The following is a 23760-nucleotide window of genomic DNA, read 5'->3' as shown; positions in this document are numbered from 1 at the left end:
TTGTGGCGCAATCAATCTGATTGTCAACATCTTTACGTCTAGACGTCTAAATGGATAATTGAGCTGTCTTGAATCCGGCAAGTTTTGTACAACGACATTGGATTTGAGATCGGTGCCAACTGTGAGATCAGGCTGCAAGCCTTATCAATAAGAAGATTATTAAGTCCACTTTATATGCAGGCACGATACTATGATCCAGTCATAGGTCGTTTCTATAGTAATGACCCTGTTGGGTTTACGGGAGAGGTCGATACATTTAACAGGTATTCTTATGTTGCGAATAATCCTTATAAATACACCGACCCAGCAGGTGAATCTAAAGTATATATTTGGAACAAAGGGCCAACAGCGACGCCCGGTAATGACAGTTCTTTCGGGCATGTTTCAATACAGACTGAAGGAAAGAATCCCAAATATATTAGTAAATTTCCTACTAAACAGGTGCCTTGGAAGTCTGAAGCTAACTTTAAAACTTACGAACAAGATAAAGAGTTTTATGGTAGGGATGCAGATATTGTAATCGACTTAGATTTACCAGATGAAAATGCAGCTGACGATTTTGCTGATACTTTACTGAAAGATCCTGAACAAACTTGGGATGTAACAGATAATTGTGCTGATACCGTTGAGTCGGTGATCAATGCTGGAGGAGTAAATACACCAAAGGATGATCCTATAAACACGCCTCAAAAACTAAAAGATGAACTAATTGACTAGGAAAAGTAATGGTTAAAATACCAATGAGCTTCATTAAATTGATTGTGACGCAGATATTATGTTCATTTTTCCTAATCTTTGATGACAGGATCTCTTCCCTAGTTGGAAAGAGCATTAACGCGTTAGGAGGAAGTGCTGGAGCTTCACCGCAAATAACAGTAATGGCTATTATGTTAGTTATTTTAGTTATATTCATAGTGATTACAGTATTTCAACTAATCAAAATTGCTAAAGAAATGAAGGAACTCAAATGGCTAATTTTTATTGAATATATATTTTTTATTTTAGGGATAGTGTTATTGAAATTTATATAGATTAAGTTTTTGAATCCAAAGCCCCGCCCTTCAATGAAGTGGGGCTTTTTTGTTAAATATCTACCTGAAAACATCACATTCTATGAATTGACTGCAAAAAGATAAGCTAGACTTATAACCAACTGTATTATTTGAATTTTTATAAGTGATACAGTGGATCGTAGTGTCGATTAATGTATATGCAGGCACGATACTATGATCCCGTCATAGGTCGCTTCTATTCAAATGATCCTATCGGATTTCGTGATGTACATAGCTTTAACAGATATGCATATGCTAACAATAACCCTTATCGCTATACAGATCCTACTGGTCGTATTCCTGAATCTTTTGATGAGTGGAAGAACTTAGGAATAGGAGCTTTAAGTGTTGCAGGTTCAGTAGGAGAACCTCTTACTGGGACCGTCGGTGTAGCTTATGGAGCAGCAGATCTATTAGCAGGATCTAAAGTTCTAGGCTCTTTATCGATGGCAGGAGGTTTGTACCTTATCCATGACTCCAAATATACATTTGAGAATGGTGCCAATAAGATTAAAGATGCGTGGAATAATGAAACAGGTAAAAATAATCGAAACACACCCGAAGGCCCTCTAGAAGCTACAGCAAGTACACTGGGGTGTTCTTCAGATTGTCAGAAAGTTGCGGGAACAATCGATAAGGGTATTGAAATGGTCGCTGGCAAAAATGCTTCAAGTGCAACAAATGGCATGAAAGTTATTGAGGGGTTGAATACCGCTGGTGATGTAGCATCAAAAGCTGAGCAAATAGAAAAAATAACGAATAAATTAGAAGAGCAAAGATAGGGCGAAGTAATATGTTGAATGGATCGGTACTAATAGTGATAGCTATCTGTGGTTTAGCGTTGTGTTTGGGGAAGGGAAAAACAATATCAACGGAAATCGCTAACTCCCATCTTGCGCGATTTTTGAATGGAAATAAGTTAATGATGGTTGGCTTCTTATTGGTCATGATGACTGGAGTATTAAAGCTATTCGGCCTTCTATAATACTGCGAGTTTGACAGGGAACTAAGAAGTTTGAATCCAAAGCCCTGCCCTTCGATGGTGGGGCTTTTTTTGCCTTGGAATGCTGGTGAGGGTTGTTACCAATGCTGGGTGACCGGGCTTGCCCGCATTGAATAACCCCAGAGCCTCGCACTCGCGGGGCTTTGTTTTTTGCCCACAAACCAACTGACTTTAAGAAGTAAGCTATACCACTAAAGCACTGAATAAATGAGGTTTATTGATATTTTCACAATGGTTCGTAGTGTCGTTGAATGTATATGCAGGCACGATACTATGATCCCGTCATTGGTCGGTTCTATTCGAATGATCCGGTTGATGCGGCGACTTTTCTCAATAGAGGGAATGTTCACGGATTTAACAGGTATTCATACGCAAATAACAATCCGTATTAATATATCGATCCGGATGGTAAAGACGCAAGAACAGTTCACAATGATGATGGAACTATAGACATAGAAATTCCGATTTCATTTTCTGGAGAAGGAGGGCAGGTAAAATTCTGCTTCAATCTGGACGGTCACATCATCACCAATGGTAGGTACATGCTTGCTCATTCCCCACTGTGAGCGCTGAATTACCGCGGTTGCCGATACCCCCAAAGCGGGTTTACCTGAGAGCGGATGCCTGGGCAACCCGCCGTTCAGGATAACATCAAAGGTTATCGGCCGGGTTTGGCCCAGTAAGGTCAAGGTTCCCGTCATTAAAGCGGTATTGGCACTAATCATCTCGATTTTGGTGGAAACAAAATCAATGCTGGTAAATTCACCGGCATTAAACCACTCTGGGTCCTGTGCCAGGGTGGAATTAAAATCCTCCTCATCCGGGTGGGGGTAATGGGTTTCAATGGACAGGGGGTCGATCCGTGCGGTGACTCTGCTTTTCTCCAGATCTTCGGGATTGAGTTCGATGCTGGCCTCAAAGCGGGTGAATAATGCGGTGTAATTCGACAACCCCATGTGGGACACTTTCCAGACCACGCTGGCGTGAGTGGTGTCCAGCACATAGGTACCTTGAGGCATGTCAACGAAGTCCGCTTTTGCCAACACCCAGCTCAAACAGCTGGTCAACACCAACACTGCCAACATTCCTGCTATCTGCTTTTTCATTGGAAACTCACTGAACGGCCGGTTAACCGTCAGTATAGTCCAGGCCGACCGCTAAGCGGATTTCTTCGCTGCGAATTCGGTGTCAGTTTTTGCTTTGAAGATGTGATAATAGCGGGGGCTTCGGTGGGCAGGCGTGTTAACTTCAACTACCAGAATATCAGGGCTGCCGGTGCAAACTCATCATCAGTTCGGCTTCAGCTCTTGGCAGGTCACAGGCCTGCATCACCTCTTCAAGGCTGGCCCCCTGCTTCACCAAATCTGCAGCTCTCTGATACAGGCGCATTGATGGGTCTTGCTGTTTGGCTTCCCGCAACTGGTTTTCAAGCTGGGTTTGGGCAAGTTGCAAATCCTGTATGTGTTTGGCCAGCGCCACCGAACGGGCGTGATCCTCTTCTCGCTGATTCAGTGCCTGTGTAAGTTCAAGTTTGAGTTGTTTGAATCTGGATTCACTCTGCGCAAGCTCCCTGGCCACCAAACGGGCTTGGGATTTCAGTCTCAAAAGGCTAACAACAACCAGCAACAGGGCAATCAGCGCCACCGCAAAACTGATGACGGTGAGTTGTGAATAATCCATACGATTCAGTGGGAGGTAAGAACAGAAGTCATGTACTGCATCTTAACCTATTTGCCGGAAAAAGGGAGCGTTGACGACGACTTAACACACTAAGCCCAACCCTTTGCCGGGCTTATCTGTGCTTGAGCAGGCAACGAAATTACAGATTGCTGATTTCGTCCCACTCTTCATCACTGAGCAGTTTGTTGAGATCAACCAGGATCAGAAGCTCACCATCCCGATTGCTAACGCCCTGGATAAACTTGGCGCTTTCCTCTGTACCCACATTCGGCGCACTGTCGATGTCGGAAGAATTCAGATAAACCACTTCGGCCACGCTGTCGACCAAGATCCCTACCACCTGCTCATCAGATTCAATGATCACAATGCGGGTATTATCGGTAGTTTCTGTTGGCGGCAAGCCAAATCGGGCGCGGGTATCAATCACCGTTACCACATTGCCACGCAGGTTGATGATCCCCAGAACATAGTCTGGTGCACCTGGTACTGGCGCAATTTCGGTGTGACGCAAGACTTCCTGTACTTGCATTACGTTGATGCCATACGTTTCCTCACCCAGGCGGTAGGTAACCCATTGCAGGATTTCGTCGTTGCCATCAACGGTATTACTTGTCATTTTGTCATTCATTAAGCTGACTCCCATCGCTAAGGCATCTGGTCATTACTGCCCAAGCCATTGTTTAGCATTGATATTAACTGTTCCACATCAATCAGCGCACACATTCGCTGCTTGACCATGCCCGCTAACCAGGGCCGTTTTCCACTGGATTCCCGCCACTTTACTTCATCTTTCTTTAAAGTCACGGTATTGACCAGCTTTTCGCTGGCCAAGCCCCAATTACTGTCGCCGAGCATAATTAAATATTGATAATCCAACCCTTCAATCAGGGATGGATTGCACTTTTCCGGCATTACCCAACGGGCTGTGTCCACCACGCTTAATTTTTGTTCACGGTGCAACATTACCCCTTTGAACCAGTCCGGCTTGCCGATCAAAGGGCCGATTTTTTCAAGTTGATGAATTCCACCCAAAGTGATCAGGGGAACCGCCAACGTCAAACCGGCAACTTCAAAAAACAGGGCCTGAAACTTCGAATCCAGACGCTCGTGCAAGGCGCTGCTGCTCACAACAGGCGGCACCAATTTCACCACAGGGGTTTCAATGACGGCCGGTTCCGGTAAGCAAACCTCCTCGGGCTCTTCCCATACCGCTTCGGGTTCAACGCTCACAGGAGGAGCGGAAATAACGGTTGTAACCTCTGCAGGTTCAGGAACCGCTTTCAGCGCAGCTAGGCTGGCCTGCTCCAACAATCTGGCGGCAGTGACACTTACCTCATCAGGCTCATCCTGTGGCGTCAGCAAGCTGTCCAGGTAATCCTGCATGACATCTTCGCGGGCGAACGGCGTCGGGGTCGTCATAAATTCGTTTTTTGTTCCAGCTCTTTAAGTAACTTGGCGTAGGCGTAAACACCCCGGGTACGGGGGTATATCAGTGAAACTGGAGCCTGGGCCTGGCTGGCATCCCTGAAACGGGTATCCACCGGGATCACCTCCTGCCACACCGCATCACCATAATCTTTTTGCAGGGTCGCCAGTGCCTCGATAGCCGCCTTAATGCGCCTATCAAACATAGTTGGCACAATGAGGGTGTCAAACTGCTTGTTCAGCGAGCGCCCCATAATCACCAACGTGTGCATCATCCGCTCCAGCCCTTTCAGGGCAAGAAATTCCGTCTGCACCGGCACCACCACTTTTTCACAGGCAGCCAGTGCATTAACCATCAGCACTCCGAGTACTGGGGGGCAGTCAATAAGGACATAATCAAACTCATTACGTACTGCCTCCAGCGCCCGCTTCAGCACCAACCCCATACCATTTTGATTGCCCATCTGGCGGTCCAGCGTTGCCAGTGCCATATTGGCCGGCAATATAAACAGACTGTCCAGCTTGGTCGGACACAGACAATCGAGTACTGTATCGGCGGTCAGGGGCTTATCGTTAATGAAAATATCGTAGACAGATGCGGACAACTGCTCCGAATTAACGCCAAAATAATAACTCAGCGAGGCGTGCGGATCGGTATCCACAAGAAGAACACGTTTTCCCCGCTGGGCCAGAAGCCCCCCCAGACTCACGGTGGTTGTGGTTTTTCCCACACCGCCCTTCTGATTGGAAATGGTCCAGACCTTCATCGTCTGAAGCCCTCTCTATCATCGCTGCGCATACAGTATCGGTGCATCCGCCTCAGCCCATTTCTGTCAGTATGCATTCAGCCATATTATCGATAGGAATACTCTTTTCGGATATGTTTTCACTGGCCACTGCCTGGGGCATACCATAAACAACACAAGAGTCCTGATCCTGGGCCCAGATTTTTGCTCCTTTGGATTTCAGCAACCGAGACCCTTCCCGGCCGTCTGCCCCCATTCCTGTCAGTATGACTCCCAGCACGTCGCCCTGAAAAATCTTGCTCAGGCTGCCGAATGTCACATCAACGCTTGGCTTATAACTGATTTTGTCACTGATGGCGGCTTCGCTTATGACGATTTTGCTCAACTTACTGTCACCGTCCACCAACATCTGCTTGCCCCCGGGCGCAAGATAGGCGTGACCCGGCTTGAGTACATCACCGTGCTCTGCCTCTTTCACCTCAATTTTGCAATGGGTATTCAGCCTTTGGGCAAACGCCTGGGTAAAGGTACCGGGCATATGCTGAACCAGTAAAATCGGGTAAGGGAAAGACGCCGGTAACTGGGTAAGCACCTTTTGCAGCGCTACGGGGCCGCCGGTGGAAGCACCAATCGCCAGACACTGATAATCTTTGCCAGAACGTTTGACGGTGGAAACTGTCGGTTGTGTCTGCGCATCTGTGCGGCCGGTCAGAACACCGGAAGAGCGGAAAAAACGGCCTTTGGGAGCATTATCAGGCATGCTCACATTCTGGCGCAGCGTTGACATGACAGGACGACGAATACCCACACCCCGTCTGGCGATCAAACGCACCTTGGTTCGCAGCAGGCTAACCGCTTCCCTGCGATCCTTGGCGATATCTTCAAAATTTTTAGGCAGAAAATCCAGCGCGCCAGCTTCCAGCGCATCCAGGGTTGCCTGGGCACCGTGATGGGTCAGCGAAGAGAACATCAGAATCGGCAACGGGCGCTTTTGCATAATAGCCCTAACCGCAGCGATGCCATCCATAACCGGCATTTCTACGTCCATGGTTACCACATCCGGCGCCAGTTCGTTGATTTTATCCAGTGCATCCTGGCCGTTACGGGCTTCGCCAACCACTTCCAGTTCCCGATCTTCGTCGAGAATTTCCCGAACCCGCCGACGATAAAAGGTGGAATCATCCACAACCAGGACTTTAAACACCATGAAGTTATTTTTCCTTACGCATTTAGCCTATTTTAATGTTTTACGCGCGTATCGTTTCAGCAAGCCCGGAATATCCAGGATCAAGGCAATACCACCATCTGAGGTGATAGTTGCCCCGGCCATACCCGGTGTTCCCTGTAACAGGGCGTCCAGCGGCTTGATTACCACTTCTTCCTGGCCTATCAGCGCATCCACCACAAAGCCGACCTGCTGGGTCCCAATCTGGACCACAACCACATGGCCTTTGTCCCGTTCTATGTTTTTCGGACCGCGTATCAGCCACTCACCAAGGAAAAACAGCGGTATGGCCTTTTTGCGTACTATCATTGTCAACTGGCCATCTACCGTATTGGTTTTCCTGATGTCCATGTTGATGATTTCGTTCACGGCCCCAAGCGGCAACGCAAATGTCTGCTTGCCGACAACGATCATCAGAGTGGGTAATATCGCCAGTGTTAACGGTACCTTAATCTCAAGCCGGGTCCCTTTACCCAGTTGAGAATCAATATTCACCGTACCATTGAGTTGGGCAATTTTGGTTTTTACAACGTCCATGCCCACGCCGCGACCGGAAATGTCACTGATTTCCGTTTTGGTCGAAAAGCCCGGGGCAAAAATAAGATTAAAGGCTTCCACATCTGACATTCGGGCTGCTGCATCAGCGTCAAGCACACCACGGCTAATGGCGATAGACTTGAGCTTTTCAGGATCCATGCCCTTGCCGTCATCCTCGATAACCAACAGAATATGGTCACCTTCCTGGGAGGCTGATAGCTTGACGGTTCCCATTTTGGGTTTGCCTGCTGCCAGACGCTCGTCCGGCATTTCAATGCCGTGATCCACCGAGTTTCGCACCAGATGCACCAATGGATCGGCCAGCGCCTCAACCAGGTTCTTGTCCAGATCGGTTTCTTCACCTTCAAGCTCGAGGGTAATTTCTTTCTTCAGACTGCGGGCCAGATCACGCACAACCCGTGGGAATCGGCCAAAAACTTTCTTGATGGGCTGCATGCGGGTTTTCATTACCGCACCCTGCAAATCCCCGGTCACCACATCCAGATTGGCAATTGCCTTGGACATACTTTCATCATTGACATTGATGCCAAGGCTCAGTAAACGGTTGCGCACCAAAACCAGTTCACCGACCATATTCATAATTTGGTCTAAACGTTTGGTGTCAACCCGAACGGTGGTCTCCGCCTGGGGCGCGTTCTGTGACGCTTTCTTGTCATCTTTTTTGGGCGTTACAACCGAAGCCGGCACCGCTTCAGGTTTGGGTGAAGCCGATTGTGGCTGCGCCTGTGTCTGTGCCTTTTTCGCCTGCTCTACGGCCTGCGTAGCCTGCTGGTCAACTTTAATACGCGGTTTACTGGCCTGCGGCTGAGACGTCGGTGACTCAACACTCTGTTCTTCAGTTTTACCGGTAGAGGGCCCTTGCCCCTGCCCGTGAAGCTGATCCAGTAGCGCCTCAAATTCATCATCAGTGATTTCTTCATCATTGCCGATAGCCAAAGCATCCGGAGCAACTGGCTCTGCCTTTTGAGGTGCCGCGCTGTCATCGCTGCCAAACTTGCCCTTACCGTGTAATTCATCCAGCAAGGCTTCAAATTCGTCGTCAGTGATGTCATCACTGACATCTTCAACCGGTTCTGTCACCTTAGTGTCTGTCACCGGGCGCCCCGGAGCACCAGAGCCGTGAAGTTCATCCAGCAAGGCTTCAAATTCGGCTTCGGTGATCTCATCAATACTGGCATCACCAACAACAGATTTTTCATCAGCAACCGAGCTGGTCTCTTCGATAGTGAATTCCTGCTGATCAGCGAATGAGTCAACTGAGGGGGCCGATTCGGTATCGGCTTTGAAACCTGCTTCGTCGGCAGATTCAGGCTTACTGAGTTTATGCAACAGCTCCACAAGGGCGGGATCGGCAGGTTCCAATGGGTCCCGGGCTTTAACCTTAGCGAACATATCCACAACCACATCGGTGGCCTGTAGGATCACGTCCATCAGTTCAGGCGTGAGGGTACGCTGACCGTTTCTCATTACGTCAAAGACGTTTTCCGCACCGTGGCAAATTTCCACCAGTTCGGTGAGCGACAAAAATCCGGCACCGCCTTTTACGGTATGATAGCCACGGAAAATCGCGTTAAGGAGATCGGCGTCCTCTGGATGGTTTTCCAGGTCCACTAACTGTTCTTGTAGTTGTTCCAAGATCTCTCCGGCTTCAACCAGAAAGTCCTGCAATATATCCTCGTCGACATCAAACGACATGCGTCCGCTCTCCTAAAAACCTAAGCTAGACAAGAGGTCATCCACATCATCTTGGCCCTTAACCACGTCATCACGCTGATCAGCGTCAATGATGGGACCCTCCGCTTCAACCTTATCGGTCTGTTTGCGGGATTGTTTAGGTGTATTTGCAATTTCTCCGGGCTCACCAAACATGGTCAGCATGTTTACCAGGCTGTCTTCAACTTCTTTCACCAGGTCGATAACACGGCGAATAACCTGCCCAGTCAAATCCTGATACCCCTGCGCCATCAGAACTTCCGTCAGCAAGCTGGTGAGTTTGTTGGATTTTTGCGAGGCATCACTTAGGAAAGTGTCGAGCTCATTGCACAATACCTTGAATTCGCCCAACTCAATCTGACGGGTCATCAGCTTTTTCCATTCCGGCATGATGGTGTCAATTTGCTCAGTCAGGCCTTCCGCAATGGGCATGCTTGCTTCCACCGCATCCATGGTGGTATTGGCAGCCTTTTCGGTTTCTTCAATCACATACGTCAGACGGCTTTGTGCGTCTGGAATGTCATCATTGGCAAGATCGACGATGCGCTCGTCAAGCTGAAAACTGTTTAGCGCATCGTGCAACTGGCGGGTTAGCTTGCCAACTTCGGCAAACAACTCGATGGACTCTTTCATAGAAGCGGCTTCGAGCAGAGCATTGGCCGAGGCGCTGTCTCCCTGCTCCAGGTACGTCACCAACTGCTTTGCTTCCTCAAGCGAAATAGGGACGTTAGCTTTAATCGACATCCGGTAATCCTTGGTAATACAGAGCGTCCGGATTAACCTAAACGTTCGAAGATTTTTTCCAGTTTTTCCTTCAATGTGGCGGCGGTAAAGGGTTTCACAACGTACCCGTTAACGCCCGCCTGTGCCGCAGCCACAATCTGTTCCTTTTTGGCTTCTGCAGTAACCATCAACACTGGCAGATGTTTCAGTTTGGCGTCTGAACGGATGGCCCGCAGCAGGTCAATCCCCTGCATACCCGGCATGTTCCAGTCGGTTACCACAAAATCGAAGTCGCCCTGCTGCAACATTGGCAGCGCCGTATTGCCGTCGTCCGCTTCCTGAATATTGGAAAACCCCAAATCTTTAAGCAAGTTCTTTATGATTCGTCTCATGGTCGAAAAGTCGTCTACCACGAGAATTTTCATACTCTTGTTCAAAATAGCCTCCAGTGAGGAATTGCTCGTTATAAGTAATTTATCGCTATTATTATTTTATTATTCAGCCCGCCAGGACTGCATGCGAGCTTTGAGCTTTAACATCGCCTGGCTGTGTATCTGGCTGACCCTGGACTCACTGACATCAAGCACTTCACCAATCTCACGCAGGTTCAGCTCTTCGTCGTAGTACAGGGAAAGCACTATCGCTTCCCGTTCAGGTAGCGTAGTAATAGCATGAGCAAGGGCTTTTTGAAAAGCACCTTGCATCAAGTCTTCCAACGGTGTGTCACTGCCCCGGTTATGTTCGGTAGTGATAACGTCCTCGGAAACACCCAAATCTTCTATTCCCACCAGCTTGCCAGCGTTTACCTCATTGAGCATCTGGTGATACTGATCCAGAGTCACGTTCAGCTGGGCGGCAATGTCCGCGTCCCGGGCATCCCGGCCGGTTTCTCTTTCAACCTGGGCAATGGCCTCTGAAATCGCCCGGCTGTTTTTGTGCACAGAGCGGGGAGTCCAGTCGCCTTTACGAATTTCATCCAGCATGGCGCCACGAATTCGAATACCGGCAAAGGTTTCAAAGCTGGCTCCTTTGGAACCGTCAAAGTTTCGTGCCGCCTCCAGCAAACCAATCATACCGGCCTGAATCAGGTCATCCACCAGTACACTGGCAGGCAAACGCGCCATCAAGTGATGGGCAATACGCTTAACCAGCGGTGCATGCCGCTCTACGAGCTGGGATTTGTCCGTATGCTGTTGATAAGCTGCGGCTTTGCTGTTCAACTTTGACTACCCGTTGATTTGTTGCTGACCAGTTGCTCAAGAAAAAACTCGAGGTGTCCGCCAGGCTGACTCGGAATCGGCCAGGTAACGGCTTTGGCAGCCAATTGCGAAATGGCTTTAGCTGCAGGTGAATTCGGAAAGGCATCAACGATGGCCGTTTGCCGGCGCACGGCACGGCGAATGTTCTCATCAAAGGGAACAGTAGCCACCAGTTCCAGCGCAACGTCAAGAAAACGGCTGGTGACTTTGGACAACTTGCTGAACAACTCCTGACCTTCACGAACATCGCGCACCATGTTAGCGATGATCTTGAACTTAAACACACCGTGTTCCCGGTTCAGCAGTTTGATCAGGGCATAAGCGTCAGTCAGAGAGGTGGGTTCATCACACACCACCACCATAATATCCTGGGATGCCTTGGAGAAACTCAGAACCATATCCGAAATGCCCGCCGCAGTATCAACCAACAGGACATCTATTGGTGTACGCAATTCGCCAAATGCCCGAATTAGGCCGGCATGCTGAATGGGAGTCAGTTCTGTCATGGCCTGGGTGCCGGAAGTGGCAGGGGCAATTTTGATGCCGTGGGGCCCTGTGACCAGCACATCATCCAGAGTACATTCCCCGGAGAGTACATGAGACAGGTTTTTTTCTACCCGCAGACCCAGCATGACATCAACGTTTGCCAAACCAAGGTCGGCATCCAGCACCATCACCCTTTTGCCCTGTTTGGCCATGGAAATGGCTGTATTCAACGTGATGTTGGTTTTCCCTACACCACCTTTACCACCGGTAACGGCAATAACCTTGATTAACCGCGATTGATTCATCTTTCGTAAGCTACTCGCTTGATCTTCGATCATACTGCACGTGCTGCGTTTACAACTTGATTGCCACTAGTATGAGTCAAACCATACTTTTTATAAAGCCTTGCCGCAGCAGATACCAGAGATTTTGCCTCTGCAACCTTGATATCTTCCGGAACCTTCTGGCCGTCGGTAACGTAACTGACTGGCAACTGGTATTCAATTGCCGCACTTAACACCTCGCCAAGACTATAACATTCGTCGAGTTTGGTGAAGATACAGCCTTCAAGCTTAACGGATTGATAGGCTTCGATGATACGTTGCATGGCTGGATATTGCGTATTAGATTGCATAACAAGGTATCGTTTTACTGGTTGCATTTGCCCATTGTTAAACTGGGCAAGCTGTTGAATGAGTCTGCTGTCGCGCTGACTGAAGCCTGCGGTGTCGATCAGAATGAGGCGTTTGTGCCGCAACTGGAACAGCTGTTCAGCCAGTTCTTCACTGCTCTGTGCCTTGCGTACCGTACATCCGATGATTTTTCCGTAGGTTGCCAGCTGTTCAAAAGCAGCAATACGATAGGTGTCAATGGTGATCATGGCCACCTGCTCGGCACCGTATTTCTGTGCATAGCGGGCTGCCAGTTTGGCCACCGTGGTGGTTTTGCCCGTACCGGTAGGGCCTACCAGCGCGACAACACCACTCTGCGTAAGAATGTCGTTACCCGTTACGTTCACGCGATTTGCCAGCAAGTTCAACAGGTAAACCCAGGCTTCACGTTCGTTGCTGTCAACCGGCGTGTAACTTACAAGCTGTTCTGCCAGTTTTCCGCTGATACCCATGTCCGTCAGACAAGTGGTGAGGTAGCGATGCATCGGCTTCTGGCGCTGATGCTTGGCTTCCATTAAATCCGCCACCTGGTGCTGCAGCACACTGCGCAATGAAGCAAGCTCTGCCTGGATAGCAGACAAATCGGTTTGAGGAGCCTGGTTCACCGCGGGTGCCGGCTGAGCAAAAGAAGGTTCAGCCGAGTCTTCAAAATTAAACAGTGAGTCAGACTGATGGTTTTGCGCTGCCGCGTAACCGGCCGCAGGCTGTGGGGCCTGAGATTGGGCCTGAGGATGAATCGAAGTGCTGGCCGAAGGCTCGTTAACCCGGCTGGCTGCTTCGGACTGCTTTTCCAGCAGCGCCATCAGACTGTCGGGGCCATCATCACCAATGATTTCACTTAGGCTGGGTACCGGCTTCGCTGCTTTGGGAGCAGGAGTTGCGGCGCCGGCAGATTTCATTGAAAGTTTTGCTTCCGGCTCTTTGTCGTAGGCCGCCACCAGTTCAATGCCGTCAGCTACCTTACGATTTGACATGATTACCGCGTCGCTACCCAGTTCCGCTTTAACCAGGCTGAGCGCCTCCCGCATATCCTTGCCAAAAAACCGTCTTATTTTCATCTCAACCTCTCTACTGCCTGGCGTCAGATTATTGACCCACTGAGCTGACTATTTTGATTTGTTTGTCGTCGGGGATTTCCTGGTAAGACAGTACGTGTAAGCCAGCGACTGAATACTTCAGGAAGCGAGAAAGCACCGGACGCAGCATACCGGACGTTAACAGTACTGCGGGCTCTCCCGCCAGCTCCTGTTGCTGACTGGCCTGTTGCAGCGACTGCTGGATCCGGTCGGCCAGACCAGGCTCGATGCCTGCGCCGTCTTCTCCCCCTGCCTGCAGGGACTTGTGCAACATCTGTTCCAACTCTGGCGCCAAGGTTATGACGGGGATTTCTTTGCCGCCCTGGCAAATTTCCTGCGCGATAAGGCGCTTGAGTGCGATGCGCACTGCCGACACCAGGACGTCAGGGTCCTGACTCTTGGGGCCATACTCTGAAAGGGTCTGAACAATGGTGCGCATATCCCGAATAGGCACCCCTTCAAACAGCAGGGTTTGCAGCACCTTCACCACGGTACTCAGAGGCAGGATGTCAGGTACCAGCCCTTCCACCAGTTTGGGGTGGTTTTTGGCCAGCATATCCAGCAACTGCTGAACCTCTTCGTGGCCCAGTAACTGGTACGCATTATTCGTAAGCAACTGGCTTAAGTGAGTGGCCACCACCGTCGCAGCATCAACCACTGTGTAACCCAGTGTTTGAGCGTGTTCACGCTTGGCCGGCTTGATCCACACCGCATCGAGCCCGAACGCAGGGTCTTTGGTAGGCCGGCCGTCGAGCTTGCCAAACACCTGACCGGGGTTGATGGCCAGTTCTTCATCATGGCTCAGTTGGGCGTCTCCAATGGTGACCCCCATCATGGAAATTGTGTACACATTAGGGTCCAGGTCCAGGTTATCGCGGATGTGCACCGCCGGCACCAGAAAGCCCAGTTCCTGTGACAGCTTTTTACGTACGCCCTTGATGCGGGTCAGTAACTCTCCGCCCTGGGCTTTGTCAACCAGCGGAATTAGGCGATAGCCCACTTCCAACCCGATGGTGTCGACCTGATGCACATCATCCCAGCCCAACTCTTTCATTTCAGGCATGCCACCATCGTCTTTTTGCACCGTGGCCGGTACTTTGGCCTGCTCGGCTTCCTTCTCAGCCTGCTTGCCCTGCCAGTAGCCGTAACCCGCTGCCATGGCGGCAAAGCTCAAAAACGCCAGATGCGGCATGCCCGGTACAATGCCCATTACAAACAGCACCGCTGCGGCAATGTACAACGCCTGACGGTTACCCAATTGGGAGCGGATTTCCTTACCCATTTCCTGGGTTTCATTTTCCCGCGTTACAATGATGGCGGTGGCAACCGACAACAGCAATGAGGGGATTTGCGCCACCAAACCGTCACCGATGGTGAGGATGGTGTAGACTTCCATGGCGTTGCCAAACGACAAATCGTGCTGGATCATGCCGATGAACAAACCGCCGACAATGTTGATGAGCATGATGAATAAACCGGCAACGGCATCACCCTTTACAAATTTTGACGCACCGTCCATCGAGCCGTAAAAATCCGCTTCAGCGGTGATCTCTTCCCGGCGACGACGGGCCTCGTCCTGGTCAATATAACCGGCGTTAAGGTCGGCATCGATGGCCATCTGCTTTCCGGGCATGGCATCAAGAGTAAAGCGGGCACTCACTTCGGAAATACGGCCGGCACCGGCAGTCACTACCTTGAAGTTAATAATCAGCAGGATGGCAAACACCACTACCCCGACGGCGTAATTACCACCAATCACCACTGCGCCAAAGGCTTCAATGACCTTACCTGCGGCATCCCCACCCTCATGACCGTACAGCAGCACCACCCGGGTTGACGCTACATTGAGCGCAAGCCGAAGTACGGTGGCGATTAGCAGTACCAAAGGGAAAATACCAAAATCCACCGGTCGCTGGGTTAACACCGCCACCAGGATGATCACAAGAGAAAGGGCAATATTGAAACTGAACAAGACATCAAGGAGGAAGGGCGGCATGGGCAGAATAACCATCCCCATGATCGCCAGTAGCACGATGGGGGCACCCAGCCCGCTGGTAAATTGTTGCAACTGGTTTTTGTCGACTCGTTGCAGGTAGCCTGATAACTGCATTGTGTGTGTATCTCACTATCAGAATTTTGACGCTTACCGCCTGTACGAATGGTACAGTTCAACTAGCGTGCCAGCTTGTCAGGCTAACTGAGCAAAAATCCCGCTATCGGCGCAGCTCCGGCGGGATGGGCAGGTCTTTTTTGAGCGGTTTGGGGCGCTTACCTTTACCCGCTTTGTAGGCCCGTAACTGATACACATAAGCCAGTACCTGAGCCACTGCCATAAACAGCTTGTTGGGGATCTCGTGATCGACTTCAGTTGAATAGTAAATGGCCCGGGCCAGCATAGGCGATGGCAGTAGCGGCACGTCGTGGGCGGTGGCAATTTTCCGAATGTGCATGGCCAGTTCGTCGGTGCCCTTGGCCACCAGCACAGGGGCGCGACTGCCGTTTTCATCGTATTTGATAGCAACAGAGAAATGGGTCGGGTTGGTTACCACCACATCGGCGGTGGGCACATCCTGCATCATTCGATTGGCTGCAGCCTGATACTGCAAACGCCGGATACGCCCCTTGACCTGCGGGTCACCTTCCGCGTTCTTGCGTTCATCCTTGACCTCCTGCTTGGTCATTTTCATTTCCTTGTTGTGCTTGTAGATCTGATACGGCACATCAAACAGGGCAATGGGGATCATCCCAAGGGTAAGCAGCAAAAATGCCCATTCGAGCATGTCCAGGGCGTGAAATATATTGCGCGGAAACAACTCCCTGTCCAGATGCAGAGCTTCGTCCTGAAAATACATCAGCGCGCACAGTGCCATCGCAGCAATCACCACAAACTTGGCCAGCGCTTTGAACAGTTCCACCATCCCGTTGCTGCCAAACATGCGCTTAAAACCGCTGATAGGGCTCATTTTGCTGGCTTTGGGTTTGGCCGATTCCCAGGTAAAGTTGTAGCCACCCAGTGCAATGCTGCCGTAAATGCCAGCTATCATGGCCACTATCATGTAAAGCAGCACTGGCCCGCCAACACCAAGCAGCGATTCACCCCAGGCTGAAAACATGTGGGTAGTGTCGTAGGTCTCGTCCCGGGAAAGAGTAAAGGCCCTTCTGGTCATCTCAAATACCGCTTTGGCAATCACGCCGCCGATAAGCAGAAACATCAGCCCGCTTACAATCAGCACCAAAGTGGTAGACAGTTCCCGTGAACGGGCCAGTTGGCCTTTTTTTCGCGCGTCTTCGAGTTTTTTCCCCGTGGGGTCTTCTGTTTTTTCGTGAGCGTCAGCCATCCAAAATCACCTAAGCAGGACAGATGTACAGCAACTGGCACATAAACTGTTCAGCCCGTTGCCACTGGCTTTCAAAGTGAGCGGTAAAGTTATCCAGTGTGATCCAGATGATCAACAACCCCATCATCTGGGCAATGGAAAAACCGATACTGAAAATGTTGAGCTGTGGCGCCGCCTTGGTCATCACCCCAAAGGCAAGGTTCACAATCAGCAGGGATACAATGGGTGCCAGCGACAGGGTAACTGCAGACACAAACATCCAGCCGCCCCAGTGTGCAATGGCCCGGAGTTGTTCCGGCCCCCACCATTCGGCCCCAATAGGAAAAGCACTGAAGCTCATGACCATCATCTGGATCATGGCCAGATGGCCGTCCATGGTCCAGAACAACAAAGTGGCGAGGATCAGATAAAACTGGCCCACTGCGGGCACGTTAATGCCGTTCACGGGGTCAACAATCGAGGCGAAACCCAGGCCGGTCTGCATGGCAATGATCTGGCCGGCCAGTATGAAGGTGTTGAGCACCATCATGGAGATAAACCCGATGGCGACGCCAATCAGCAATTGCTGAATAACCAGCAGAAAGGTGCCGGCGTTCACCAGCTCGGTCACCGGTGATGGTGGTACCACAGGCATGATCACCAGCGTCAGAAAAATCGCCAAAAGCGCCCGCACTGGCGGCGGGATAGACTTGGCGTTAAGACCAATCATGGCAGCGAACATACCGCTGATGCGCATAAACGGCAGCAGCAGGTCGGCCAGAAACTGCATCACCGAATCGAGCGGGACCTGCATATCAGCCAATCACCTGCGGGATCTGTTCTACCATGTGGTAGGTGAAGTCCATCAGTTTCTGCACCAGCCAGTTGCCGCCCCAGCTCAGGGCCAGCAGGGTAACCAGCAAACGGGGTAAAAAACTCATGGTTTGTTCGTTGATGGAAGTAGCGGCCTGAAACACCGCCACAATCAAACCCACAATCAGACTTGGAACAATCACCGCCGACACCAGCAGGATCACCATGAACATGGATTCGCGCAGGATTTCGACAAACACCTCTGGTGACATAAGGCTCTCCTAAATGCCCATACCGAAACTGGTGGCCAGGGTCCCGAAAATCAGATTCCAGCCATCCACCAGCACAAACAGCATCAGCTTGAAGGGCAGTGACACTATCATGGGTGACAGCATCATCATCCCCATCGCCATCAGGATGGAAGCCACTACAAGGTCGATGATCAGAAACGGAATAAACAGCATAAAGCCAATCTGGAATGCGGTTTTCAGCTCGCTGGTCACAAACGATGGAATAAGAATGGTCAGCGGCACCTCTTCCGGGCTGTCGTACTTGCCTTCGTCGCCAGCGATGCGCACGAAAGTCTCAAGATCTTTCACCCGGGTTTGCGAGAGCATGAAAGCACGCATCGGCCCTTTGGCCTCTTCGAAAGCCTGTTTTGAGGTGATTTGCTCACCCAGATAGGGCTGCAGTGCGCGCTCGTTTATCTCGTCGAATACCGGCGCCATAATAAACAGTGACAAAAACAGGCTCACCCCAATCAGGATCTGGTTCGAAGGTGACTGCTGCAAACCAATCGCCTGACGCAGAATCGACAACACGACAATGATACGGGTAAACGAGGTCATCATCATGATGAACGCCGGGATCAGACTCAGCGCAGTCATAATGAACAGCGCCTGCAGCGTCATACTGTAGTCCTGGGTACCATCGGCGTTGGTGGTCACGGTGACCGCAGATATGCCCTGCTGAGCCAGTGCCGGTTCGGCAAAAATGAGCCCGCCCGCCAGCAACAGCAATAAACTGAACAGTGATTTAGTCTTTGTCATGCCCGGCACCCTTAACTGCAGGATTCATTTTACCGGCCATGGCTTGAATGAGTTTTTGTTTGAAATGTTCAGCTCCGTTTTCCTTGCGGGAGTCTGAAGATAAGGGGGTTTCCAGTTTGCTCAGATGGGTTATGGTATGGGAAGTCACCCCAATCAGGTGCTGTTCCTGCCCCACTTCAATCACCAGAATGCGCTCTTTGGCACCGGCAATCATGCTGCTGACAACCTTCATCTGACCACTGCTGCTGTGAGCGACATTAAACCGACGCATCAGCCAGGCGAGGCTGAAAATGATCGCCACTACCAGCAAAAGTGATAGAAAAATTGACACTACCGAACCGGGATTGGTGATGGACTGGGTATTGTCAGCGAATGCCTGAGGGCTGAGGAAAAGGGGCGACATAACGCAACCCCTTGTAAGAACTGTACTTTTAGCGGAGCTTTTTGATTCTCTCGATTTGACTAATAACATCGGTTAACCGGATACCAAACTTTTCATTAACGACAACTACCTCTCCATGAGCAATCAGCGTGCCATTTACCAAAACGTCCAGTGGTTCTCCAGCAACCCGGTCCAGTTCTACCACTGAGCCCTGGTTAAGTTGCAACAGGTTACGAATACTGATCTGACTGCGGCCCACTTCCATGGAAATGGTCACTGGAATGTCCAGGATGGTATCCAGCTTTTTCTTCTCTTCCTGGGAAATGGGTGCATCATCGGTCAGTTCATCCAGTTCTGCAGCCTGAACGCCTTCCGCCTGATCCGCTTCTGACTCAGCCTGTTCGGCCATTGCTGCGGCCCAATCGTCCATTCCGTCTTGTTCACTCATGGAATTGCCTCATTTAACTGTCAACCTGATCACAGGTCTTCTTCGAGTACTTGCAGTTCGGCGTCATTATCTATCATGCGCCCACCGCGGGTTAATAACTGCAGCTCAGATTTGACTGACTGCGGACGCGGGATCTTATCGGTGATCTTCAGCGCCAGATTGTCGCGGGACCGCCCCAGCTTCGCTCTGAAGGTAGGCAGCTCCTCTATCAATACGGTGATATGCTCCGGCATTTCAATCGGCAGCACATCCCCTTCTTTAAATTCCATCACTTCCCGTAACGACACTTCCAGATCGAGCATGTGGGTGCTGAGCTCCACTTTTACGTCCATGATCTCGTCACGCAGCGCTTTGCTCCAGCGCAGATCGGTGTCTTCCTTATCGCTCTGAACCCCGGCATCGAGCAGTTCCCGAATGGGTTCCAGCATCGAGTACGGCAGCGACACGTGGAAGTCACCGCCTCCGCCATCCAGTTCAATATGAAACGAGCTGATCACCACCACTTCGGTAGGGCTGACAATGTTGGCCATCGCCGGGTTGACTTCTGAGTCGAGGTATTCAAACGACACATCCATAACCGGAGCCCAGGCTTCCTTGTAATCTTCAAAGATGATCTTCAAAAGCATCTGGATAATACGGCGCTCAGTGGGGGTAAACTCCCGCCCTTCGATTTTGGCGTGGTAACGCCCGTCGCCGCCGAAGAAGTTGTCCACCAGAATAAATACCAGGCGTGCTTCCATGGTAATCAGCCCGGTACCTTTAAGCGGGCGAAAGCGCACCATGTTCAGGCTGGTGGGTACAAACAGAGTATGAATGTACTCACCAAACTTGATCATCTGGATACCGTTAATCGACACTTCCGCAGAGCGACGCATCATGTTGAACAGGCTTACCCGCATATGCCGGGCAAACCGTTCATTGACAATTTCCAGGGTGGGCATGCGCCCACGTACAATCCTGTCCTGTGAGGAAAAGTCATATTCCAGCGCTGAGGAGTCCGAGGGATTGAGATCCGCCTCGTCTTCCTCAACGTCATCGACCCCATGTAAGAGGGCGTCAATTTCGTCTTGGGATAATAAATCGCTCACAGTCTGTTCCTGCTTATTGCATTACGAAGCCGGTAAACAACACCTGCTCCACCACTTCAACGCCAACAATGTTTTTCAATACTTGCTGGACTTCGCCCAGCGCCTTTTCACGCAGGGCAATTTTACCGGCTTCCGTCACCAGATCATCGGCATTGCTGGCGCTGAATACGTGCAAAAGTGTGCCTTCAATCAACGGAATATGCGATTTGGCAGTTTCTTCATTATCGCTGCCCCGTACCATCAGTTGAACCTTAATCTGAACAAGGCGGTCACGACCGGTCCCCGGTACATTGAACACAAACGGACGCGGCATGGCCACATACAAGGCCGTGCCGGCTTTTCCACCCCGGGTTGATGTGGTTGGGCGGCTGGTGCCTTTGGCGTCCGCCAACTGCTGGGTTGCACTGCTATCAGAGCTGCCACTCAGCCACAGATAACCACCGATGCCACTGGCAATCACAATCACGGCCGCCACTATTATAATGAGCTTGCCTTTCTTTGCGCTGTCTTCAATTTGTAATTCTTGTTCAGCCATAACGACCTCTTAACTGTCTGCTGAGCGTATTATCAGGGTTCACACTAAAATGGCAACGCAATTCCGGTATGCAGGTAGGTACTTTTACGCATAATCGTCAATTCCACCTTGTGCCTGACGGCTCAGTCGCTGCTCAATCACCTGGGTGTCTTCGTCCGCATCGGCAGCAAGACTCCCATGAGATGCGCCACCAGACTGCTGCTCCCCGGCCTGTTCGCCAGACTCCTTGTTCTGTTGCTGTACCGAAGACTCGCCCAATTGGATCCCCTGCTCGGCCAGCATGTCTCTTAAACGCGGCACTGCGTCTGCCAGTGCTTCTTTAGCGGCGGCGTTCTGTACAACAATACTGACACTGGCGGTGTCGCCCGACACATTAACCCGAACCTGCATGCTGCCCATTTCAGGCGGGTCGAGGCGTATTTCCGCCATGCTGTTACGACTGTTCACCATCCAGCGAATTTTGTCGCCCAGTTGTTGCTGGCCGTCGGCATTGTGAATATTTACCGGTTTTTCCAGCCCTTCCCGCTGCGCCTGCGCTTTGCTTATCTCACTTCTCAGCTGACTGTTTTCCTGAATTACCGTGTCAGCAGAAGCCAAACTTTGTATCGCGCTGGCGCTGGCTTGCTGAGCGTTACTCAATACTGACTGAAACTGTCCCAACTGTTGCTCCACTGCCTGGGCCAGCGTTCCGTCAGCCGGAATATTTGCCTGTTGAAGGGCAGTGGCGATCATGTCCTGCAGGCTCACACCCGGTTCACGCCCCTGTGCCAGCTGCGACTGCATTTCCTGTACGCCAGCGATCACAGCCCCTTTCACACCACTCTGCTGGGCCTCTGACACACTCACAGGCAACACCGCAACAATTTTATCTGCCAGCGCCTCGGTCGCCTGCGCTCTGGCCGGCTCAGTAAGTTGCTGCAGTGTCAAAGAAATGTCATCCAGCTTACTGGCGTCCAAAACGTTCACAGCTGAAACCTGCGGTATGGAGAGCGGCCTGTTACCGGAAGAAGTTGCTTCCTTAGCGCCGGCTCCACTCACGCCTGCCAGTTGCGCCTGCATCAGCGCAAGCATCAGTTCTGCATCTTCTTGCTGCTGGGAAGAAAGCGGCGAGGGTTCCACCTCTGACTCGGGGCTCAACTGCGCCACCAGTGCTGTCTGGGTCGCCGTCAGTTCAGATTGCCCTGCTCTACCCGTTTCAGCGCCTTCAAGCTGGCGGGCAAGCAATTGCCGGGCAGCCTCCAGTAGGCCTGCCGATTCCTCTGCCACTTCGCTCTGCTTCGCTACTTGCAGTAACCCGACCAGTAATGCGGCTACTTTCGTTTCCGGAGCAAGCTTTCCGCTATCGGTATCGTCGGAAACCTCAGTCTGAATTTCTGCCGCTGTTCCATCGCTCGCTAAAGGTTGAACATCGTTCACCAGCGCCAGAAAGTCCGCATCCTGGAGCATCTGTTCCGCCCTTGCAGACGGATCACCTGTCAGCGCCTGTTCAGTGTCTGCCAGTGAGCGGATACTTTCTACCAGCGCCAGCCAGTCTGGCTCAGAAGCAGCCTGTTCGGCCAAATCATCTGCGGGTATCTTCTGCCCTGCAGTATCCTCATGGATTTCAGCTGGTTCCGCATCGTTAAACACAATTTCGCCATCGCCCGCCCCGTTATCGTCATCCGATTGAGGGGCTGCGCCTGCTGTTTTTGCATTCTCTTCAGCCGTACTTACTTGAGCAACAGGTTGCGCAGCGGCTTCAGAATTCTGGCTTACTTTACTGTTCGAAACACCTGGCTGCGACGATGGCTGATTTTGAGATACCTGTCTGAATACGTCGGAAAACTGACCCTCTGCGTTGTCAACGGACAGCCCTTTCGCATTGCTGTCCGTCTCAAACGGCAAGGCGGCAATTTCTGAACTTTTGGCGGCAACTTGTTGCATCATTTCCGATTTCCTCTCCCTGCCAATCCCTCTGATAGCTTGATGATTTAAGGGCTTGACCGGGCTGTACTGCTGATTCTGATAGTGGAAGAGCAATTAGCATTCCAACTGGGTATTCAGAGTAAAATTTTTGTTCAAGGCCTATCAGGCTTTGTATTTCTGCCGGAAATACTTCTGGCTGGCAAATTCATCCATCAGACGCTGCTCCGCCTGAAGCGCCTTCTGTTGGGCCTGCTGGGCCTGTTTGTCCAGCAACAGCTCTACGGCTTTACGCCGTTTCTGTTGAGCCAGCCACTGCTGCTTGCGCTGATCCGCCACAAGGGTAGCCTGAGATAAAATGGTCGTTTGCTGCTGGCATGCCTTGTCGAGCTTGCCAACGAAAGACAGATGCTGGCTGTACTGCTGTGCACCCAGGCCGGATTTGCCGTTTTGCTGAATTTGACGCAGGTAATCCAGCCGGTATTGTTCCAGGCTGGTGAGTTTCTGCTTCTGCGCATTTACGTTCTGTTGGGCAATCTGAAAAGCCTGGGCAGTTTTCTGCTCCTTCTCACGCTCAAATTGCAACACCAACTGCAACTGCCCCATGCG

General features: G+C 51.0%; 26 protein-coding genes. 3 read left to right on the top strand and 23 right to left on the bottom strand.

The window, feature by feature from the left end:
- The first annotated feature begins 84 nt into the window (after nt 1–84).
- The 3 genes from DXV75_RS10745 to DXV75_RS10730 all read left to right on the top strand — a co-directional run bounded on the left by DXV75_RS10745 (nt 85) and on the right by DXV75_RS10730 (nt 2447).
- Nucleotides 85–717, top strand: a complete 633-nt coding sequence (locus tag DXV75_RS10745) for an RHS repeat-associated core domain-containing protein (protein ID WP_245953176.1) — start codon at nt 85–87, stop codon at nt 715–717.
- 487 nt (nt 718–1204) lie between these two features.
- Nucleotides 1205–1834 (top strand): RHS repeat-associated core domain-containing protein, encoded by a 630-nt coding sequence (locus tag DXV75_RS10735; protein WP_115593427.1) that lies wholly within the window; start codon nt 1205–1207, stop codon nt 1832–1834.
- 472 nt (nt 1835–2306) lie between these two features.
- On the top strand, nt 2307–2447 hold the full coding sequence (locus tag DXV75_RS10730) for an RHS repeat-associated core domain-containing protein (RefSeq protein WP_342767308.1): 141 nt from the start codon (nt 2307–2309) through the stop codon (nt 2445–2447).
- Between the two features lie 75 nt (nt 2448–2522).
- Here the strand turns inward: DXV75_RS10730 and DXV75_RS10725 are convergent, their stop codons facing one another.
- The 23 genes from DXV75_RS10725 to fliJ all read right to left on the bottom strand — a co-directional run bounded on the left by DXV75_RS10725 (nt 2523) and on the right by fliJ (nt 23757).
- Nucleotides 2523–3161, bottom strand: a complete 639-nt coding sequence (locus DXV75_RS10725; protein ID WP_115593426.1) for a YceI family protein — start codon at nt 3159–3161, stop codon at nt 2523–2525.
- A gap of 157 nt (nt 3162–3318) precedes the next feature.
- Nucleotides 3319–3735: a DUF2802 domain-containing protein gene (locus tag DXV75_RS10720; RefSeq protein ID WP_115593425.1), complete on the bottom strand. Its 417-nt coding sequence runs from the start codon at nt 3733–3735 to the stop codon at nt 3319–3321.
- 139 nt (nt 3736–3874) lie between these two features.
- Complete coding sequence (locus tag DXV75_RS10715; protein WP_115593424.1) at nt 3875–4363, bottom strand: chemotaxis protein CheW; 489 nt, start codon at nt 4361–4363, stop codon at nt 3875–3877.
- A 17-nt stretch (nt 4364–4380) separates the two neighbouring features.
- The gene (locus DXV75_RS10710; RefSeq protein WP_115593423.1) at nt 4381–5154 is read right to left on the bottom strand and encodes a chemotaxis protein CheW; all 774 of its coding nucleotides are present in this window, start codon (nt 5152–5154) and stop codon (nt 4381–4383) included.
- A complete protein-coding gene (locus DXV75_RS10705) occupies nt 5151–5927 on the bottom strand; it encodes a ParA family protein (protein WP_115593422.1) in 777 nt (258 codons plus the stop codon). The genes DXV75_RS10710 and DXV75_RS10705 overlap by 4 nt, the downstream gene beginning before the upstream one ends.
- 52 nt (nt 5928–5979) lie before the next feature.
- Nucleotides 5980–7113, bottom strand: a complete 1134-nt coding sequence (locus DXV75_RS10700) for a protein-glutamate methylesterase/protein-glutamine glutaminase (RefSeq protein WP_115593421.1) — start codon at nt 7111–7113, stop codon at nt 5980–5982.
- Between the two features lie 27 nt (nt 7114–7140).
- Nucleotides 7141–9384, bottom strand: a complete 2244-nt coding sequence (locus tag DXV75_RS10695; protein WP_115593420.1) for a chemotaxis protein CheA — start codon at nt 9382–9384, stop codon at nt 7141–7143.
- A gap of 12 nt (nt 9385–9396) precedes the next feature.
- Nucleotides 9397–10146, bottom strand: coding sequence for a protein phosphatase CheZ (locus tag DXV75_RS10690; RefSeq protein ID WP_115593419.1), 750 nt, complete (start codon nt 10144–10146; stop codon nt 9397–9399).
- A 32-nt stretch (nt 10147–10178) separates the two neighbouring features.
- Nucleotides 10179–10562 (bottom strand): chemotaxis response regulator CheY, encoded by a 384-nt coding sequence (gene cheY, locus DXV75_RS10685; RefSeq protein ID WP_115593418.1) that lies wholly within the window; start codon nt 10560–10562, stop codon nt 10179–10181.
- A 57-nt stretch (nt 10563–10619) separates the two neighbouring features.
- Nucleotides 10620–11345 carry an RNA polymerase sigma factor FliA gene (locus tag DXV75_RS10680; RefSeq protein WP_115593417.1) on the bottom strand — a complete coding sequence of 242 codons (726 nt, stop codon included), beginning with the start codon at nt 11343–11345 and terminating at the stop codon, nt 10620–10622.
- Nucleotides 11342–12208 carry a MinD/ParA family protein gene (locus DXV75_RS10675; RefSeq protein ID WP_115593416.1) on the bottom strand — a complete coding sequence of 289 codons (867 nt, stop codon included), beginning with the start codon at nt 12206–12208 and terminating at the stop codon, nt 11342–11344. Before DXV75_RS10675 ends, DXV75_RS10680 begins: the two co-directional genes overlap by 4 nt.
- The gene (gene flhF / locus DXV75_RS10670; protein ID WP_115593415.1) at nt 12205–13599 is read right to left on the bottom strand and encodes a flagellar biosynthesis GTPase FlhF; all 1395 of its coding nucleotides are present in this window, start codon (nt 13597–13599) and stop codon (nt 12205–12207) included. Before flhF ends, DXV75_RS10675 begins: the two co-directional genes overlap by 4 nt.
- Before the next feature lie 28 nt (nt 13600–13627).
- Nucleotides 13628–15727: a flagellar biosynthesis protein FlhA gene (gene flhA, locus DXV75_RS10665; protein ID WP_115593414.1), complete on the bottom strand. Its 2100-nt coding sequence runs from the start codon at nt 15725–15727 to the stop codon at nt 13628–13630.
- Between the two features lie 103 nt (nt 15728–15830).
- Nucleotides 15831–16955: a flagellar biosynthesis protein FlhB gene (gene flhB / locus DXV75_RS10660; protein WP_115593413.1), complete on the bottom strand. Its 1125-nt coding sequence runs from the start codon at nt 16953–16955 to the stop codon at nt 15831–15833.
- 10 nt (nt 16956–16965) lie between these two features.
- Nucleotides 16966–17748, bottom strand: a complete 783-nt coding sequence (fliR, locus tag DXV75_RS10655; protein WP_115593412.1) for a flagellar biosynthetic protein FliR — start codon at nt 17746–17748, stop codon at nt 16966–16968.
- Between the two features lies 1 nt (nt 17749).
- On the bottom strand, nt 17750–18019 hold the full coding sequence (fliQ, locus tag DXV75_RS10650) for a flagellar biosynthesis protein FliQ (protein WP_115593411.1): 270 nt from the start codon (nt 18017–18019) through the stop codon (nt 17750–17752).
- Between the two features lie 9 nt (nt 18020–18028).
- Nucleotides 18029–18796 carry a flagellar type III secretion system pore protein FliP gene (gene fliP / locus DXV75_RS10645; RefSeq protein ID WP_115593410.1) on the bottom strand — a complete coding sequence of 256 codons (768 nt, stop codon included), beginning with the start codon at nt 18794–18796 and terminating at the stop codon, nt 18029–18031.
- Complete coding sequence (gene fliO / locus DXV75_RS10640) at nt 18783–19199, bottom strand: flagellar biosynthetic protein FliO (protein ID WP_115593409.1); 417 nt, start codon at nt 19197–19199, stop codon at nt 18783–18785. Before fliO ends, fliP begins: the two co-directional genes overlap by 14 nt.
- A 28-nt stretch (nt 19200–19227) precedes the next feature.
- A complete protein-coding gene (gene fliN / locus DXV75_RS10635; protein ID WP_115593408.1) occupies nt 19228–19626 on the bottom strand; it encodes a flagellar motor switch protein FliN in 399 nt (132 codons plus the stop codon).
- Between the two features lie 29 nt (nt 19627–19655).
- Nucleotides 19656–20714, bottom strand: coding sequence for a flagellar motor switch protein FliM (gene fliM, locus DXV75_RS10630; RefSeq protein WP_115593407.1), 1059 nt, complete (start codon nt 20712–20714; stop codon nt 19656–19658).
- A 13-nt stretch (nt 20715–20727) separates the two neighbouring features.
- Nucleotides 20728–21249, bottom strand: a complete 522-nt coding sequence (gene fliL / locus DXV75_RS10625) for a flagellar basal body-associated protein FliL (RefSeq protein WP_115593406.1) — start codon at nt 21247–21249, stop codon at nt 20728–20730.
- A gap of 84 nt (nt 21250–21333) precedes the next feature.
- Nucleotides 21334–23175 (bottom strand): flagellar hook-length control protein FliK, encoded by a 1842-nt coding sequence (locus DXV75_RS10620; RefSeq protein WP_115593405.1) that lies wholly within the window; start codon nt 23173–23175, stop codon nt 21334–21336.
- Nucleotides 23176–23316: 141 nt separating this feature from the next.
- On the bottom strand, nt 23317–23757 hold the full coding sequence (gene fliJ / locus DXV75_RS10615; protein WP_115593404.1) for a flagellar export protein FliJ: 441 nt from the start codon (nt 23755–23757) through the stop codon (nt 23317–23319).
- Nucleotides 23758–23760 lie beyond the last annotated feature (3 nt).

The sequence above is a fragment of the Alteromonas aestuariivivens genome, assembly GCF_003367475.1.
GTDB lineage: Bacteria > Pseudomonadota > Gammaproteobacteria > Enterobacterales > Alteromonadaceae > Alteromonas > Alteromonas aestuariivivens.
Note: the sequence above shows the minus strand (reverse complement) of the source record. Positions and strands in the feature narration are given on the sequence as shown.